This is a genomic window from Anabaenopsis arnoldii (genome assembly GCF_028331025.1).
Taxonomy (GTDB): Bacteria; Cyanobacteriota; Cyanobacteriia; order Cyanobacteriales; family Nostocaceae; genus Anabaenopsis; species Anabaenopsis arnoldii.
In genome coordinates this window covers 23,770-37,965 of record NZ_JAQMUH010000043.1, presented here as the reverse complement: position 1 = coordinate 37,965, position 14,196 = coordinate 23,770, and the positions used below count along the sequence as shown (strand labels likewise).

Genomic DNA, 14,196 nt, shown 5'->3' with positions numbered 1-14,196 from the left:
TTCCCTTAAAGGGTAACCAAACCACACCCAAGGTGAAGTTAAAAGCTGATAAAACCAAAGGGATTATCATCTTAGATGATGTAACCACATTACAAGGTATACCCAGTATAGCATGGGAATATATGTTAGGCAATCGTTGCGCCTTGGAATGGATTTTAGATCAATATAAAGAGAAGAAACCCAAAGACCCCACCATTGCAGAAAAATTCAACACTTACCGGTTTGCAGACTACAAAGAACAGGTCATAGATTTATTAATGCGGGTGTGTAGGGTGAGTGTGGAAACTATGAATATTGTTAATCAGATGTCTGATAACTAGGGAGACAGGGATTAGAACCCCCCGCTCAAAGCCATAGAAAATAAACCTTTGCGTACCTTTGCGCCAAACTTTGCGCCCCTTTGCGTTTAACAACAGATATAGTCGCCACCCTGGAAGTCCTGACAAACCTGTCTGGCCACTCCTGCGTGTTGTCCTAGTAGTAGTCCTTGTTGCTTGTTGACTTTGAGTTGGGTTTTGAATCCTAGTAGCATACAGTGATTTTACTGTAATTCCGTCACAAAGCGAAAAGATGACAGGAAATTTTGAGCAACTGTGAGTGTTTGTGACTATTAGTTAATAAAACAGTAACTAGCTACTAACCCCTATCAACGCGGCGAAATCACCGCCCTTTAGCCAAAGCTTGTTTTGTCCACTCCGTCCCCCTGCTAGTCAACATACCCTGACCATTCACCATAATCTTCTCCCAGATTTGCCGCTTAATCTCTCGTGAGTATCTTCTAATAAAGCAGGAATATTGAGGTTTTCTGGACAGCGCGGTAAACACTCACCGCATTCGGTACAACGGTTAGCTTTCATTCCAGGGAACCAGTGACCAGCATTTTCAAACATACCGTAACGATATTTTCCATAGTCATTCATATCATAAGCTACAGCGAGATTGCGTAATCGTAAAACTTCCGGAATATTGATATTTTCTGGACAAGGTAAACAAGCATAACACTGGCTACATTTATCAGTTTTCAAAGCAGCTTTCTGGTGTTCTTCTAACCGTTGGAAAGCTAAAGTTTCTGAGAATGTTAACGGTTGAACATTATCGGACTCCTGTAAGGGTTTGATTAATTCATCAGAAGTGGCCGGACCAAAACTCAAGGTAGTAATACGATGATCACTGAGTAGAAATCGATAGTTTAATTCTAAAGGTGAATAAGGCTGACACAGGTCTATTAATGTTTGGGGTGGCGTGTAGAGACGACCGCCCTTATCAGCTGGAGAAATGATAAAAATCCCCATGTCCTTGTCAGATGCGAGCTGAATTGCTGGTGCATTACGCTGGAAAAAATAGTAATAATGTAGATTGACAAATTCAAACAAATCTGTATTGATGGCTGCCAGAATTATATCTAATGAACCGTGGGTGGAAAAACCAACATGGTGCACTCGACCATCATCAACAGCTTCCTGAACGCCTTTCATGCAGCCATTGTTGGCCAGCACCCACTGGAGATGCTCCCAAGTATTTAAGCCATGAATTCCTAGGCAATCTAGATAATCTAGATTTAATCTTTCTAGTGATTCATTGATATACCGACGCATACTATCAGCATCAACTGTAGGCGGTATTTTGGTGGTGATGTAAACCTGGGAACGGGGTACTGTTAATCCCCCTTTGATAGCTGCACCAAGATATTCCTCACTTTTGCCATAACCTCTAGCTGTTTCAATATGATTGACTCCCTGGGCTAAGGCTGCAACAATTGTCTGCTGTGCATTTGTGACATTAGCCAGGTAGCGCATTGTTCCCAAAGAAAAGACTGAGAGGTGTAGGTTTGTTTTGCCAAAGCGTCGGTATTGCATGAAAAGAAAGTTAGCGGAAAGGGGGGTGGGTAACGGAGTGAGCACAGACGCGACTAATCACGTCTCTACTCATTTAGCTGTTTCCATTACCAAAGCGCTTGATCAAATCTTCGGGACGAAGATTGGAGATAAATTCCCGGAAGGCTTGCTGTTCTGCTTCATCTGCATCCCGGTCAACAGGGATAGAAGCATCGGAAACTACTTCTTCCATTACCCAGATTGGGGAATTAGTACGCAGAGCAATGGCGATCGCATCACTAGGACGCGCATCAATTTCTTTTTTGATTTCGCCTTGCTGGACAATTAAGGCTGCATAAAATGTGTCCTTTTGTAACGAGTGAATAATCACCTTTTCCAGAATCATCGAACATGACTGTAAAAGATTCACAATTAAGTCGTGGGTCAAAGGCCTGGGAGGCTTTTGATTTTCAAGCGCCCCCATAATTGCCCTAGCTTGTTCCTGTCCAATATAAATTGGCAAAGCACGGCGATCTGAGGAATCTTTCAAAAGTACGATCGGACTGCGGGTTATGGCATCTAATGCTATGCCAGCGACTCTCATTTCAATCATTGCCTAAGCCTCTACAATCCTGTGAATGATTGGGCGCTCCGTAATAAATAATACCATTGACTGGGGTAAGTTGGGTTGGGGAATAAACATAAGCATTGTTCTCTATAATTGCTTCTATTAAACTCCGAACTTGTTGTGAACACCAGAGTAAGTCAAAGTCATCTAACTAGACAATAACCTTCTTAACCAAGTATGCCTTGTGAATGATGCAAATGTGTTAATAAATTTATAATAAAAACAGTCTGAAATTATACTTAATGTGTTCCTCATTCATGTCAGAATTACAGTTAATTTTGGGCAAAATTAGGCAATAAATACAATTAGTTTGAGAAAAAAGCCGTGTTTACAGGATTAATCCAAGCCTTAGGAACGATGAAACCCATAGGGGGGGATTCTTGGCAAATTACCTTTGTCAGTCAATCTTCTGTTGTGATTATGCAGGATTTGGCTTATGGCGACAGCGTTGCTGTAGATGGCGTGTGTTTAACAGTGGAAAAAATTTTCCACAATGGCTTTATCGCCACTGCTTCGCCGGAGACTCTCAGCCGCACCACCCTGGGAGATGAGCAAACACAACAGAAATATGTCAACTTAGAAGCCTCCCTACGGGTGGGTGGTAAAGTCGGCGGTCACTTTGTTATGGGTCATGTAGATGGTATAGGTCAATTAGTAGAGGCCAAGCAAACCGCCAGTTCTTGGGAAATGACCTTTACTGCACCCGAAGCGATCGCGCGGTATATTGTCCCCAAGGGTAGCATTGCTGTGAATGGTATCAGCCTCACAGTAGCTGTATATGATCCAGAATTATATCAGTTCACAGTGGCAGTCATTCCCCTGACCTATGAGGAGACAAATCTCCGCTATCTTCTCCCTGGTAGTTGGGTAAATTTAGAAGGGGATATTCTCGGCAAATACGTGGAAAAATTTGTTTCTCCTAGCAAAAACCACGGCAAAAACCATATAACACCTGAGTTTTTAGCAGAACATGGCTATTTGTGAGTAGGGAAAGTCAAGAAATTTGACTTTTGACTTCCCCCAGAGGGGTGCCCTATTCTTCAGGAACCCGAGCTGTTTGTAAAGCTTGTACCAACTGATTAAAGGCAATCTCTAATTGTACACCGGAGTCAACAGCAACCCAACCTTGTGGTTTGAGGTGGCGGACTTCAAAGTGTAGGTGATTACCCGTAGAATTACCAGTGCTACCAACTCGGCCAATGACGGTTCCCTGTTCCACAGTTTGACCGGGTTGGACAAATAGTTCTGACATATGAGCATAAAGGGTTTGTTGAGCAGAAGCATGGTTAATAATTACGCTTAAACCATAACCACCCAACCAGTTGGCAGTTTCCACCGTACCGGCCGCGGCTGCTACTACTGGTGTACCCATAGGAGCAGCCAAATCTGTGCCGGAGTGGAAGCGGATATCGCCTGTAATGGGATGATTTCTCCAACCAAATACCGAACTAATGCGAGCAGGTATAGAAAGCGGAAATATCATACCCCCATGACCATAGGCGACGGAACCTGTAAAGGGAATTTGTGGCAATACTGATGCTAGGGGGAACTCATAAGCTACTGTACTAGGGCGGGGTGCAATATTCCCTGCGGCCATTGGTGGGGGTAAAGTCTCACCACTGGGTACAATGGCAGAGCCTAACACCGATGTAATAGGGTTAGGGCTAAACCGATGAGAGGGAGAAGCGGTTTTGTTAGCACTATTAGCACTATTAGCACTATTAGCACTATGAGATGGAACCCATCTATTGCTGCTGTGATTATTTAGGACCCGAACCTGCGCTAAATCAATATTTTGGCTGGTTTTCACCCAGCTTGGTGCTGTTTTCTGATGGCGTGCAGCTTCCCGGTTTGGTGCAGCGCAACTACTCCCTGATATACTTTGCCCAGAGGGTAAAACAGTTTGACAACCACTAGACCGTTCTGTTAAGACCACGGAGTTAGGTGCTTGATAAGTAGCCGTTGTCTTGGTAGTGTAACTGGTAGGGTCAATATAGGCGTTATTATAATCCGTTGTTTTCCCTGCTGTTGCACCTGTTGGTCTGTCCGAGTTATTTGACGGCTGGGCAAGTTCTAGGAGTTTTTCAGGTAAACCCTGGGGTGTTGTAGGTTGGGCTACTTCAGTTTTGGGTTCCTCCCAGGTCACATTTGCTCTGGGAGTAGAAACCTCAGTTTTGGGTTCCTCCCAGGTCACATTTGCTCTGGGAGTAGAAACCTCAGCTTTGGGTTCCTCCCAGGTAACATTTGCTCTGGGAGTAGAAACCTGTTGTCTAGTACGTAGTTTCTGTATAAGGTCAGCTTGTTCTTGTGGAACTGAAGATTCCGGTTGGGATGGTGCGGAAGAAACAGTCTCTTTTTCGAGAGTATTTGGTATTACTACTGCTCGAACCGAGTAACTTTCATTCGTGGGAACAATATTATCTATACTTGTTTCTGTTTGGGCAATTGCCAAACCCCCACCTAAGAGGCTGACACTAGTTAGCAGAAAAAAGCCTTGTGCTGGTAGCGTAGATGCACATATGTGGAGCAGCTTCGCGTAAGGATAGCATCTTAATGAGTTCTGTGAATGGTGTTGGGCAGATTTATGGCGCTGCGTCATTGCTTCTCTCTGTTGTTATAAATTAGCCTAAAGAGATGATTTGAGTGCTTTTTATAGCCTAAAGAGCGAGATTTTCAACAAACCTAAAACAAAACAGAAGATTTACGGTAACCCAAACTGATTGTACCGGGTTCGAGATAAATTTCTGGCATTTTTATGTCATTTAGCTCTTTTATGTCAAAAGATATGTGGAGATTTCCCCGGGTCGTTACGCCCACTACAGTGCCTAAAAGATTATCTATGTATACTTGCTCACCAATATTTGTTAATAAATCTAAATATTTAGACAAGAGTACACTTATTCCTTCTTGACTGAGACAGTCTATACCGGATTGTATTCCTACCAAAACTGTTTTCGTGAGCATTTCTAGACCAGAGATAGCCTGATGAGGCTGGGAGTCCTGCCAGGATTGGAGATTGATCCCAGTTTCGGGTACTGGGTTAGCCCAGTTAATACCCACGCCAATTACTGCTTGTGTGATCTGTCCGTTATTGACTTTTGTTTCTGTCAAAATGCCGCCGAGCTTTCGACCCTCCAAGACTAGGTCATTGGGCCATTTAATGCCCACACTGATGCCGCACTGACGCAACTGGGCAGCAATCCCCCAAGCACTGGCTAAGGTAAGCCGATAACTATCGGCAGCTTCTAGTTTAGGAACAACACCCACCGAAAGATATAATCCGCCGGTGGGAGAAATCCACTCACGACCCCATTGTCCCCTGCCAGAAGTTTGCTGAGTTGCAATTACTACAGAGTTTTTATCAGCCCCATCCTTCAGCAAGCGCCACAGGGTCTGATTAGTTGAAGGAACACTTTCAAAAATATGCAGGGAAGATGGTAGATAAGTATACCTGAGTTCCGATTCCATCTGACTTTCTAAGAGTTGCCGAATGACTTCGCCACGCGAGCTATCAAATCCCACAGCAGTTAACCCAAATCACGTTCTTCAAGTTAGCATTAATTGACTGATGTTGATTTTTGTTTAGGTTTGGCTCAAGATGCACACTTGGCATTGGCACAATTGGCAAGGACTACCCTATCTTACTTGTAGTCTTCTTAAAGATTGGCATCACGGCTTTTTTACTCAGCAGTTTTGGCCGCGATCGCCTGAAGATTTGACAAAAGTACTGCACCCAGAAGCATCAGCCTATCGCCTCCAACAGGTACATGGCAATATTGTTCTCACCCCAGAAGACATTGAGGGGAAGACGGGGGGCGAGGATGGCGGTCTAGTTTTAGGAGATGGTGTGATCAGCCAACAGCCACTACAAGCTGTTTGGGTAGCTAGTGCCGATTGTACACCTGTATTGATTGCTGATGTCAAAACTCGACAAGTAGCTGCACTACACGCGGGTTGGCGGGGAACAGCAGCGAAGATTGTTCCCGTTGCTATCACCCGATTGCAAGAGCAAGGTAGCAAACTGGATGATTTACGCATTGCAATCGGACCGGCGATCGCCGGTGAGGTTTATCAAGTTTCTCTGCATGTGGCTGCCCAACTTGGTGCTACTATTACACCCTATGCAGAGCAACAGCAAATTATAGATGCTTTGCATGAGTTACCAAATTCACCGTTATTGGTAGACCCCGACCCTGGAAAGGTGAAGTTGGATGTGCGGCGAGTTAATGTTTTACAACTGGAAAGCTTGGGTATGAGCGCCGAACAAATAGCGATCGCTCCTTACTGTACTTACCAAACTCCAGAATACTTCTTTTCTTATCGTCGGGAGAAACAGAAAAAAATTCAATGGTCGGGAATTGTCAGCGCCATAGACCCAGATATATTGTGATCTTTGATAAGCTGTAAGCACTGGTACGAGGAGTCTCTGTTGTACTATGAACTGGTTGTTTACGGGACGTTTAAGAGTAGATGAAGTAACGGTTAAGATTGCGGATTTGCCAAAATCTTTACATGGTATAAAAATGGTACAGTTGACAGATTTTCACTATGATGGTGTGAGAATTTCTGAAAAACTGTTAGCACAAGCGATCGCCGCTAGTAACGAGGCTGAACCCGATATAATTTTATTAACTGGTGACTATGTAACCGACGATCCTACACCCATTCACCAACTAGCCTTACGACTTAAAGATTTACAAAGTCGCTCTGGTATTTATGCCGTCCTCGGTAATCATGATATACATTACCAGCACTCAAAAACAGAAATAACATCTGCCCTGAATAACATAGGGGTTAATGTCCTGTGGAATGAAATCGCCTATCCTTTAGGACAAGAGTTACCAATTGTAGGACTAGCTGATTATTGGTCACGGGAATTTAACCCTGCACTAGTTATGAACCAACTCAACCCTAGTACACCCCGGATTGTTTTATCCCATAACCCGGATACTGCTAAAATTTTGTCACAGTGGCGAGTAGATTTACAACTATCTGGACATACCCACGGAGGTCATATTGTCCTACCAGGAATTGGCCCTGTGATTTTCCATTATCAAAAGCTCCTAAAACAACTTCCTCAAAAAGTGCGCCAATGGGAACCAATGTTCCTAGCAAACTGCTCAAGAGTAGTCCGATATTGGGAGTGGGCAAAAGGTTTTCATCAAGTGTTGGACAATCAATTATATGTCAGCCGTGGCTTAGGAACTTATAGTCCAGGACGTTTATTTTGTCCACCTGAAGTCACTGTAATTACCTTAATCAGTCCCTAGTTATTGATTAGTTAATCATAAACCGCCACAAGTTACGATGGAAAAGTATCAGTAACCAATGGCGGCTTATTAGATATCTAGTGTTTAGATAAAATTTCAAAAACAGGGTGAATTAACTCAAATAAAGTGGACGATTTTCGCAACCATTGATCTGACAATTGATCATCCTTAATTACTATCAACAGGCATCTGTAGGTGTAACTTCCGAAACCTCCAAAAAACATCAATTAACTCAAGGTGGAAAACTTTGACGACAGGATGCAACAAATGATTTCTGATTGCGAGTTCATTAGAGCAGGAGGTACAGGCTCCAATTTATAGGTTTTTTAGTTAACTTTTAATTCCTTTGTACCTTATTTGTAATTTAGCATCCTCTATTCAATTTGTGTAAGATATTTACCAAACTTGAACAGCATTAACTTTCTGTCATAATTTTGTAAATTATCTTAATATTTCCCTGACTATGGGCTGAAATCATCGCCAACGCCTGTTTACCCTCAGTAGTTTTTTGATTTGCTGACAGCATCTTGATAACAGGGGTTGACGCTGGAATATCAGTCTGGATGACCTTGAGTATGTGGAGTCAGAGTATCCGCTGACATTCCGTTCTAAGGATGCAGCTTTATTTAAATCTGCAGTAGCTCTATATTCAAACCCCAGTTGAGAACAAACAAACCCCCGATACTTGTATGCTTCAATGTAGGTGGGATTGAGGCTAATAGCTTGGGTAAAATTTGCGATCGCTTCTTCATATTTTCCTCTACTGGCATTTTCCACTCCCCAGTTATAAAAAGTTTCAGCATCCCAGCGCTGAACAGATATATTTACCTGATGAATTGAAAGATTTGGAGGCGAAGCAGAAGGTAAACTGGTAGTGTTTAGCTGTTGAGACTTGAGTTGCTTGTAAGCTAGATTGATTTGTTTGATTTTTGACTCTGCTCCTTGTTTTTCCTCAGGGTTAAGAAAGCGATCAGGATGCCAAATCTTCACCAACTGACGGTAAGCTTGCTTCACCTGTTCCTGAGACGCACCGGGGGTTAGTCCTAAAACTTCATAAGCATGATTAATATCGAGGTAATCGCTCATACTGAAAGAAACAGGCAACTTTTATATAGATATATGTTAACTATTCCCCTAAATTTTTTGCACTCAAACCAAACCCCTCATAGTGGATACCATTGGGACGGTAGTAGTCGCCGCTTTTTTGAAGGTTGGTATTATCGCCTAACTTTACCTGATTGTGGTCAAACCTTCGCGTTCATGTACTCCATAGAAGACCCCATTGGAGGCCAACCCTATAGTGGTGGTGCTGCTCAAGTGCTCGGACCCAATGATGAGTATATATGTCGTACTTTTCCTGATGTCAAAGGATTTTGGGGTAGTCAAGATGTTCTCGCATTAGGTCATTGGGGTAAAACCCACCTCAACAACCTACCTTTATATCTCACCCCCACCGAGTTTAAACATCATATCCAAGAAGGCTATCAAGCTACAGCTACCTTAAATCAAGGAGAGATTTACGATCCGGCTACTGGTAATTATTGCCGTTGGCTATACGACATTGAGCCGATATACTACTGGGGGAATAAAAATAGTCTTCAGCAATCAACCGCCGGTTGGCTGTCATCTTTACAGATTTTTGAACCTGGATGGCAAATCTTGATGGCTCACGGGTTAGCAAGTGGTAGGATTGATTGGAACGGTAAAATCTATGAATTTACAAATGCGCCAGCTTACGCAGAGAAAAACTGGGGCGGCGCTTTTCCCCAAAAATGGTTTTGGTTGAATTGTAATCACTTTGATGGCGAACCCGATTTGGCTTTGACGGCTGGCGGTGGCAAGCGTGGTGTATTGTGGTGGATGGAATCTGTGGCCATGATTGGCTTGCACCATCATGGCCAGTTTTATGAATTCGTTCCCTGGAATGCAAAAGTAGAATGGGATATTCAGCCCTGGGGTAGATGGCAAATGCGCGCCAAAAACTTACATTATGAAATTGAATTGACCGGAACCACGCCTTTACCTGGTACACCCCTGCGCGCGCCGACAGCAAATGGTTTATTATTCTGTTGTCGGGATACCATGCAGGGAAAATTAAGTTTGGAGTTACGAAAATTAACTCCTAGCAAATCTCAAACAATCCTCAAAGCACAGAGTTCTCTATGCGGTTTAGAAATAGGCGGCGGTTCTTGGGATAATTCTTGGCAGTCTACCTAAAAATCCTGCTATCATAGTATCTGCTTGCATATGCTTTGTAGTTGGGGCTGTAGCTCAGATGGATAGAGCGAGCGCCTCCTAAGCGCTAGGTCGCCGGTTCGAGCCTGGCCAGTCCCGTCCTCAGTAAATGATTTAATAAGAAGAAAGTCGGAAATGGTATTTAATTTTCCGACTCACTTGATTATCTGGTATCAACTGCGATATGTCCTGTTAATGCAGCTTTGTCTGTGTATTATGTAAAAAAATCGGCATTGCATAATCGAAGTATGAATGGTGTTTCTCGTACCAGCCCAGCTTATACCCATAGAGTTCCTGCGGCTCTTGCAGGAATTGCTTTAGAAGCAAAAGTAAGAGTGTTCAAAACTCAGTCTTGGGAATTTCATAGGTGAATTCCGCAACGCCAAAACATCAGTTGATATTTGGGTAGATTTTCTTAAATTACCCTACATACTTATTTGTCTTTTTTTAGATAAAATCCTGGACTCAACAGACTAAAGTATAGAGCCTTGAAGAATCATTTATTATTTACAGGTCATTCATTTCGGTTTATGGTTTTCGCCCTACCTCTATTAATGTGGTTGGGATACCAGGAATCGCAAACTAAGAATTTACCACCCCAAGCAGTATTAGTTTTAGGTGGTTCTACCTCACATTTAGAACGAGAACGGTTTACAGCTAATTTTGTCCGCGAGCATCCAAGTTTACCCATTTGGATTTCTGGTGGTAGTCCACCTAGATCAACTCAGAATGTGTTTGCCAAGGCTGGAGTTGATCCCAAACGATTGCACTTGGACTATGAAGCTGTAGATACTGTAACAAATTTTACTACACTAGTAGATGAGTTGCAGGCTAAAGGTATTAAGAGTGTTTATTTAGTTACTTCGGAATTTCATATGCGCCGCGCCCGTGTGGTTGGCGAGATAGTTTTGGGAAGTCGCGGTATTCAATTTAAACCTGTAGCAGTACCTTCAAAAAATGTCCATGAACCCTTGGATAAATCTATCCGTGATGGGGTGAGGGCTTTAGTTTGGTTGGCTACTGGTTACACGGGTGCAGAACATATGAGAAAGCAATGAATCACAGGTGAGGGATGGAGATTCAGATTTGAGCTAAATCTTGCCAAAACTTGTTTCCCAGTCCAATTATGCTGAGATTTCTTGTATTAGAACATAGGGCTGAATAATCAGAGTCTTAAATCTTTTAGTGCGATCGCTATTCCAATTCCCCATTTGTGTATTGGAAGGTTTAGCTATTAATTGTCCGTCAATCCATGCTTGCACTGATGAAACCTGATCGCTAGCGATCGCCACTCCCACATCCAGCAAGTCTAAACCTGGCGTGACTAAAATCACCGCATCCCTTTGTACATGAGGAATTAGCCAATCCCACTCAGCCTCATCCTGATTGTCTGTTAATTGTGTTCTTAAATCGGACATAATTCCCCATTTAGATATTTTTCTGGCCGATTTTAGCCTAATTTTTGCCCTAAGATTTTCTGGACTTGACTCTTTGCAGCATATTTCTCAGCGTCCTAAATCATGCAACTGATTAATTGCTGTAGCACACTTATCTGTCACAGCTTGTAATTCGTCTTTATTGGTAGAACTGGGTGCATCAATTAATTTGCCAATCCTAATAGTTAAGGGAACTGGAAGAGGTATGGAGCCTGTTTGTAATATCTTCTCAGAACCCCATAAACTCACCGGTAAAAATGGTGCTTTAGCCTTGGCCGCCAAGAGAGCCGCCCCTCGTTTAGGATCTGTGATCTTCCCATCGGGAGTGCGAGTACCTTGTAAAAAAACACCTACAGCCCAGCCATTATCAAGGTACTCTAGGGCTGAACGAATAGAATTGCGGTCAGCGGTACCGCGACTCACCGGGTAAGCACCATACAATTTAATTGCTTGTGCTAAAACAGGGACTTGAAACAACTCTTCCTTAGCCATGTAAGCCACTGGACGACGTACACAATTAGAGACAATGGGGGGATCAAAGTAACTAGCATGATTACTGACTACCACCAGTGGCCCTGACTTAGGGACATTTTCCACCCCATAAATTCTCCCCCGAAAGTAAGCATGAAGCATAGGGCTGACAATAGACCACTTAAAAGCGTGGTAAAGTGCCAAACTGATCAAAGGTTCGCGGGTTCGAGACATAGAGAAATGGGATATAGGGTATTGGGGAATGGGGAATGGGGATAGGGTATAGAAAATCTCAATTTTGCCCAGCAGCCTAGACTCTGCAATCTACGTCTGCTTTACTATCCCCTATTCTGGCAACTCTGCTGCATTACGAACATTTTTTAAGATTAAATCCGGTGTAGTGCGTTTAATCAAATTAGTTAGCACATTACCCGGTCCAATTTCCACCACTTCCTCAATACCCTGTATTGCTAATTCCAAAGAAATTTCTCGCCAGCGTACTGAACCGGTCATTTGTTGGCTGAGGCGCTGCTTGATTATTTTGGCATCAGTGGATGGAAGCGGATCTACGTTAGACAGTACGGGTATAACAGCCGGCTGAAATTCTACTAATTCTAGAATATCTTGGAACTCGGCGGACGCAGCAGCCATCAAGGGTGAGTGAAATGCTCCGGAGGTTTTTAAGGGTATAGCACGTTTGGCTTTAACTTGGGAAATTACTGTTTTGACAGCCTCTGGATTCCCAGATATCACTACCTGAGCCGGACTGTTATCATTAGCCAAAACTGCATCTGGTGTCTGAGCGAGGACTAATTCTAACTGTTCACGGTCAAAGTTCATCAGAGCAGCCATCATTCCACCAGCGGCACTATCCATGAGTTCAGCACGACGCTTGACCAGGTGTAAGCCAGCAGACCACTCAAACACACCGGCAATGTAAAGGGCGATATATTCGCCTAAACTGTGACCAGCAACTACATCTGGTTGATGTCCCCGTTCTCGAAGGATATCAGCCAGGATACTTTCTACTACATAAAGACTGGGTTGTGTGTAGAGAGTCCGTGATAACTTTTCTTCTTCGTTCTGACATAATTGTGTGAGAGACCAGCCCAAAATTGCTTCGGCTTCGGCAAATTTATCTTTAGCGGTAGGTATATCTAATAAATCCATTCCCATTCCCAGGGCTTGAGAACCTTGTCCGGGAAACACCCATGCAGTTTTAGTCATTAGTCGTTAGTCATTGCTCATTGGTGATTGGGGTAAGTGTAGTTTTTTACTCTTGAGTTTTAACTATCTTCCCCATTGAAAAATTGCTGCGCCCCAAGTGAGTCCGGCACCAAAGCCAGATGTGGCAATGATGTCGTGGGGTTTGATTTTGCCTTGGCGCACTGCTTCATCTAGGGCTAGGGGGATAGAGGCGGCAGAGGTATTACCATAATTAGCCAGATTGCTAATTACCTTGTTTTCTGGAATATTTAGGCGTTGGGCAACGGCATTAAGAATGCGTTGATTGGCTTGATGCAAGATCAGCCAGTCTATTTGCTCAATAGTGAGATGAGCCTGAAATAAAGCTTTATCAATAATTTCAGGGACTTTTTGCACAGCAAAGCGGTATACTTCTTTGCCGTTCATGGTGATCGGCTGGTAAGTACCTTGAGTGATATTTACATTGGGCAGGAGTTCTTGGGCGGAGGGGGTATAAGCAAGATTGAGGTAGCGGTTTTGGGTCCCATCGCTTTTCAGGGAAAATCCTAATAGGCGATCGCTGTTATTGGCTTGCAGTACCACCGCTCCCGCACCATCACCGAACAGTACACAAGTCCTGCGGTCTTGCCAATCCACCCAGCGAGAGAGGATATCAGCCCCAATTAGGAGTACGTTTTGATAAACGCCTGTTCTGATATATTGGGCTGCTGTGACTAGCCCAAAGACAAACCCAGAGCAAGCAGCCGTTAAGTCAAAGGCTACTGCTTTGGTTGCTCCTAATGCCGCCTGAATTTGACAAGCACTGCCAAATAAATCATCTGGGGTGGATGTGGCCAGCAGAATCAAATCTAGGTCTGTTGCCTTTATCCCTGCCGCCGCGATCGCTTGACTACCGGCATCAGCCGCGAGGGTGCTCACCGATTCAGATGGCAATGCTAAACACCGTTGACGAATTCCGGTTCTTGTGGTAATCCAATCGTCTGAAGTCTCCACCAGTTCAGTCAGATCCTGGTTACTGAGGTGATTTTTTGGTACTGCCGAGCCGCTACCTGTAATTGCTATGCCTAACTTTTCCACTCCTAGTCTCCCAAGCTATAAGAATTTTAGTCATGAAAATTTGTATTTTTTTCCCAGCT

At 43.5% G+C, this 14,196-nt stretch carries 16 protein-coding genes and 1 tRNA gene; 7 read left to right on the top strand and 10 right to left on the bottom strand.

Annotation, left to right across the window (positions count from 1 at the left end; translation table 11 throughout):
• Positions 1–320: type ISP restriction/modification enzyme (locus tag PN457_RS03670; protein WP_334310746.1), on the top strand; the 320-nt coding region annotated here is incomplete at its 5' end.
• An 86-nt stretch (positions 321–406) separates the two neighbouring features.
• On the opposite strand, the gene PN457_RS03665 is transcribed toward PN457_RS03670, so the two are convergent.
• From PN457_RS03665 to PN457_RS03655, 3 genes are all read right to left on the bottom strand, one after another.
• A complete protein-coding gene (locus PN457_RS03665) occupies positions 407–532 on the bottom strand; it encodes a helix-turn-helix domain-containing protein (protein ID WP_271731388.1) in 126 nt (41 codons plus the stop codon).
• Positions 533–728: 196 nt separating this feature from the next.
• A complete protein-coding gene (locus tag PN457_RS03660; RefSeq protein ID WP_271731392.1) occupies positions 729–1,856 on the bottom strand; it encodes an aldo/keto reductase in 1,128 nt (375 codons plus the stop codon).
• 73 nt (positions 1,857–1,929) lie between these two features.
• A complete protein-coding gene (locus tag PN457_RS03655) occupies positions 1,930–2,427 on the bottom strand; it encodes a bifunctional nuclease family protein (RefSeq protein ID WP_271731386.1) in 498 nt (165 codons plus the stop codon).
• Positions 2,428–2,766: 339 nt separating this feature from the next.
• Here PN457_RS03655 and PN457_RS03650 point away from each other — a divergent pair, with 339 nt between their 5' ends.
• A complete protein-coding gene (locus PN457_RS03650) occupies positions 2,767–3,426 on the top strand; it encodes a riboflavin synthase (RefSeq protein WP_271731384.1) in 660 nt (219 codons plus the stop codon).
• Between the two features lie 49 nt (positions 3,427–3,475).
• Here the strand turns inward: PN457_RS03650 and PN457_RS03645 are convergent, their stop codons facing one another.
• Together PN457_RS03645 and PN457_RS03640 are read right to left on the bottom strand one after the other, a co-directional pair.
• Positions 3,476–5,041, bottom strand: a complete 1,566-nt coding sequence (locus PN457_RS03645) for a M23 family metallopeptidase (RefSeq protein WP_271731382.1) — start codon at positions 5,039–5,041, stop codon at positions 3,476–3,478.
• An 83-nt stretch (positions 5,042–5,124) separates the two neighbouring features.
• Positions 5,125–5,910, bottom strand: a complete 786-nt coding sequence (locus PN457_RS03640; protein ID WP_271731390.1) for a biotin--[acetyl-CoA-carboxylase] ligase — start codon at positions 5,908–5,910, stop codon at positions 5,125–5,127.
• A gap of 130 nt (positions 5,911–6,040) precedes the next feature.
• On the opposite strand from PN457_RS03640, the gene pgeF reads away from it, so the two are divergent.
• Complete coding sequence (pgeF, locus tag PN457_RS03635) at positions 6,041–6,832, top strand: peptidoglycan editing factor PgeF (protein ID WP_271731381.1); 792 nt, start codon at positions 6,041–6,043, stop codon at positions 6,830–6,832.
• A 46-nt stretch (positions 6,833–6,878) separates the two neighbouring features.
• Positions 6,879–7,712: a metallophosphoesterase gene (locus PN457_RS03630; protein ID WP_271731380.1), complete on the top strand. Its 834-nt coding sequence runs from the start codon at positions 6,879–6,881 to the stop codon at positions 7,710–7,712.
• A 474-nt stretch (positions 7,713–8,186) separates the two neighbouring features.
• On the opposite strand, the gene PN457_RS03625 is transcribed toward PN457_RS03630, so the two are convergent.
• Positions 8,187–8,798: a J domain-containing protein gene (locus PN457_RS03625; RefSeq protein WP_271731379.1), complete on the bottom strand. Its 612-nt coding sequence runs from the start codon at positions 8,796–8,798 to the stop codon at positions 8,187–8,189.
• 33 nt (positions 8,799–8,831) lie between these two features.
• Between PN457_RS03625 and PN457_RS03620 the strand changes: the two genes are divergently transcribed.
• The 3 genes from PN457_RS03620 to PN457_RS03610 all read left to right on the top strand — a co-directional run bounded on the left by PN457_RS03620 (position 8,832) and on the right by PN457_RS03610 (position 11,005).
• Positions 8,832–9,929 (top strand): tocopherol cyclase family protein, encoded by a 1,098-nt coding sequence (locus tag PN457_RS03620; protein WP_271731378.1) that lies wholly within the window; start codon positions 8,832–8,834, stop codon positions 9,927–9,929.
• A gap of 43 nt (positions 9,930–9,972) precedes the next feature.
• Positions 9,973–10,046, top strand: a tRNA-Arg gene (locus tag PN457_RS03615).
• Between the two features lie 431 nt (positions 10,047–10,477).
• On the top strand, positions 10,478–11,005 hold the full coding sequence (locus PN457_RS03610; RefSeq protein WP_271731389.1) for a YdcF family protein: 528 nt from the start codon (positions 10,478–10,480) through the stop codon (positions 11,003–11,005).
• Between the two features lie 66 nt (positions 11,006–11,071).
• Here PN457_RS03610 and PN457_RS03605 read toward each other — a convergent pair whose 3' ends face one another.
• The 4 genes from PN457_RS03605 to PN457_RS03590 form a co-directional block, all read right to left on the bottom strand.
• The gene (locus PN457_RS03605) at positions 11,072–11,365 is read right to left on the bottom strand and encodes a DUF2288 domain-containing protein (RefSeq protein WP_271731377.1); all 294 of its coding nucleotides are present in this window, start codon (positions 11,363–11,365) and stop codon (positions 11,072–11,074) included.
• Positions 11,366–11,452: 87 nt separating this feature from the next.
• The gene (locus PN457_RS03600; protein ID WP_271731376.1) at positions 11,453–12,088 is read right to left on the bottom strand and encodes a lysophospholipid acyltransferase family protein; all 636 of its coding nucleotides are present in this window, start codon (positions 12,086–12,088) and stop codon (positions 11,453–11,455) included.
• 111 nt (positions 12,089–12,199) lie between these two features.
• Complete coding sequence (gene fabD / locus PN457_RS03595) at positions 12,200–13,081, bottom strand: ACP S-malonyltransferase (protein ID WP_271731375.1); 882 nt, start codon at positions 13,079–13,081, stop codon at positions 12,200–12,202.
• Positions 13,082–13,144: 63 nt separating this feature from the next.
• Positions 13,145–14,137, bottom strand: coding sequence for a beta-ketoacyl-ACP synthase III (locus PN457_RS03590; RefSeq protein ID WP_271731374.1), 993 nt, complete (start codon positions 14,135–14,137; stop codon positions 13,145–13,147).
• Positions 14,138–14,196 lie beyond the last annotated feature (59 nt).

Coding starts and splice junctions, on each gene's coding strand:
- PN457_RS03620 (WP_271731378.1), top strand. CDS start 8,832: ATGTTAACTATTCCCCTAAATTTTTTGCACTCAAACCAAACCCCTCAT.
- PN457_RS03625 (WP_271731379.1), bottom strand. CDS start 8,798: ATGAGCGATTACCTCGATATTAATCATGCTTATGAAGTTTTAGGACTA.
- PN457_RS03655 (WP_271731386.1), bottom strand. CDS start 2,427: ATGATTGAAATGAGAGTCGCTGGCATAGCATTAGATGCCATAACCCGC.
- PN457_RS03630 (WP_271731380.1), top strand. CDS start 6,879: ATGAACTGGTTGTTTACGGGACGTTTAAGAGTAGATGAAGTAACGGTT.
- PN457_RS03640 (WP_271731390.1), bottom strand. CDS start 5,910: ATGGAATCGGAACTCAGGTATACTTATCTACCATCTTCCCTGCATATT.
- PN457_RS03605 (WP_271731377.1), bottom strand. CDS start 11,365: ATGTCCGATTTAAGAACACAATTAACAGACAATCAGGATGAGGCTGAG.
- PN457_RS03645 (WP_271731382.1), bottom strand. CDS start 5,041: ATGACGCAGCGCCATAAATCTGCCCAACACCATTCACAGAACTCATTA.
- PN457_RS03660 (WP_271731392.1), bottom strand. CDS start 1,856: ATGCAATACCGACGCTTTGGCAAAACAAACCTACACCTCTCAGTCTTT.
- PN457_RS03665 (WP_271731388.1), bottom strand. CDS start 532: ATGCTACTAGGATTCAAAACCCAACTCAAAGTCAACAAGCAACAAGGA.
- PN457_RS03610 (WP_271731389.1), top strand. CDS start 10,478: ATGGTTTTCGCCCTACCTCTATTAATGTGGTTGGGATACCAGGAATCG.
- fabD (WP_271731375.1), bottom strand. CDS start 13,081: ATGACTAAAACTGCATGGGTGTTTCCCGGACAAGGTTCTCAAGCCCTG.
- pgeF (WP_271731381.1), top strand. CDS start 6,041: ATGCACACTTGGCATTGGCACAATTGGCAAGGACTACCCTATCTTACT.
- PN457_RS03600 (WP_271731376.1), bottom strand. CDS start 12,088: ATGTCTCGAACCCGCGAACCTTTGATCAGTTTGGCACTTTACCACGCT.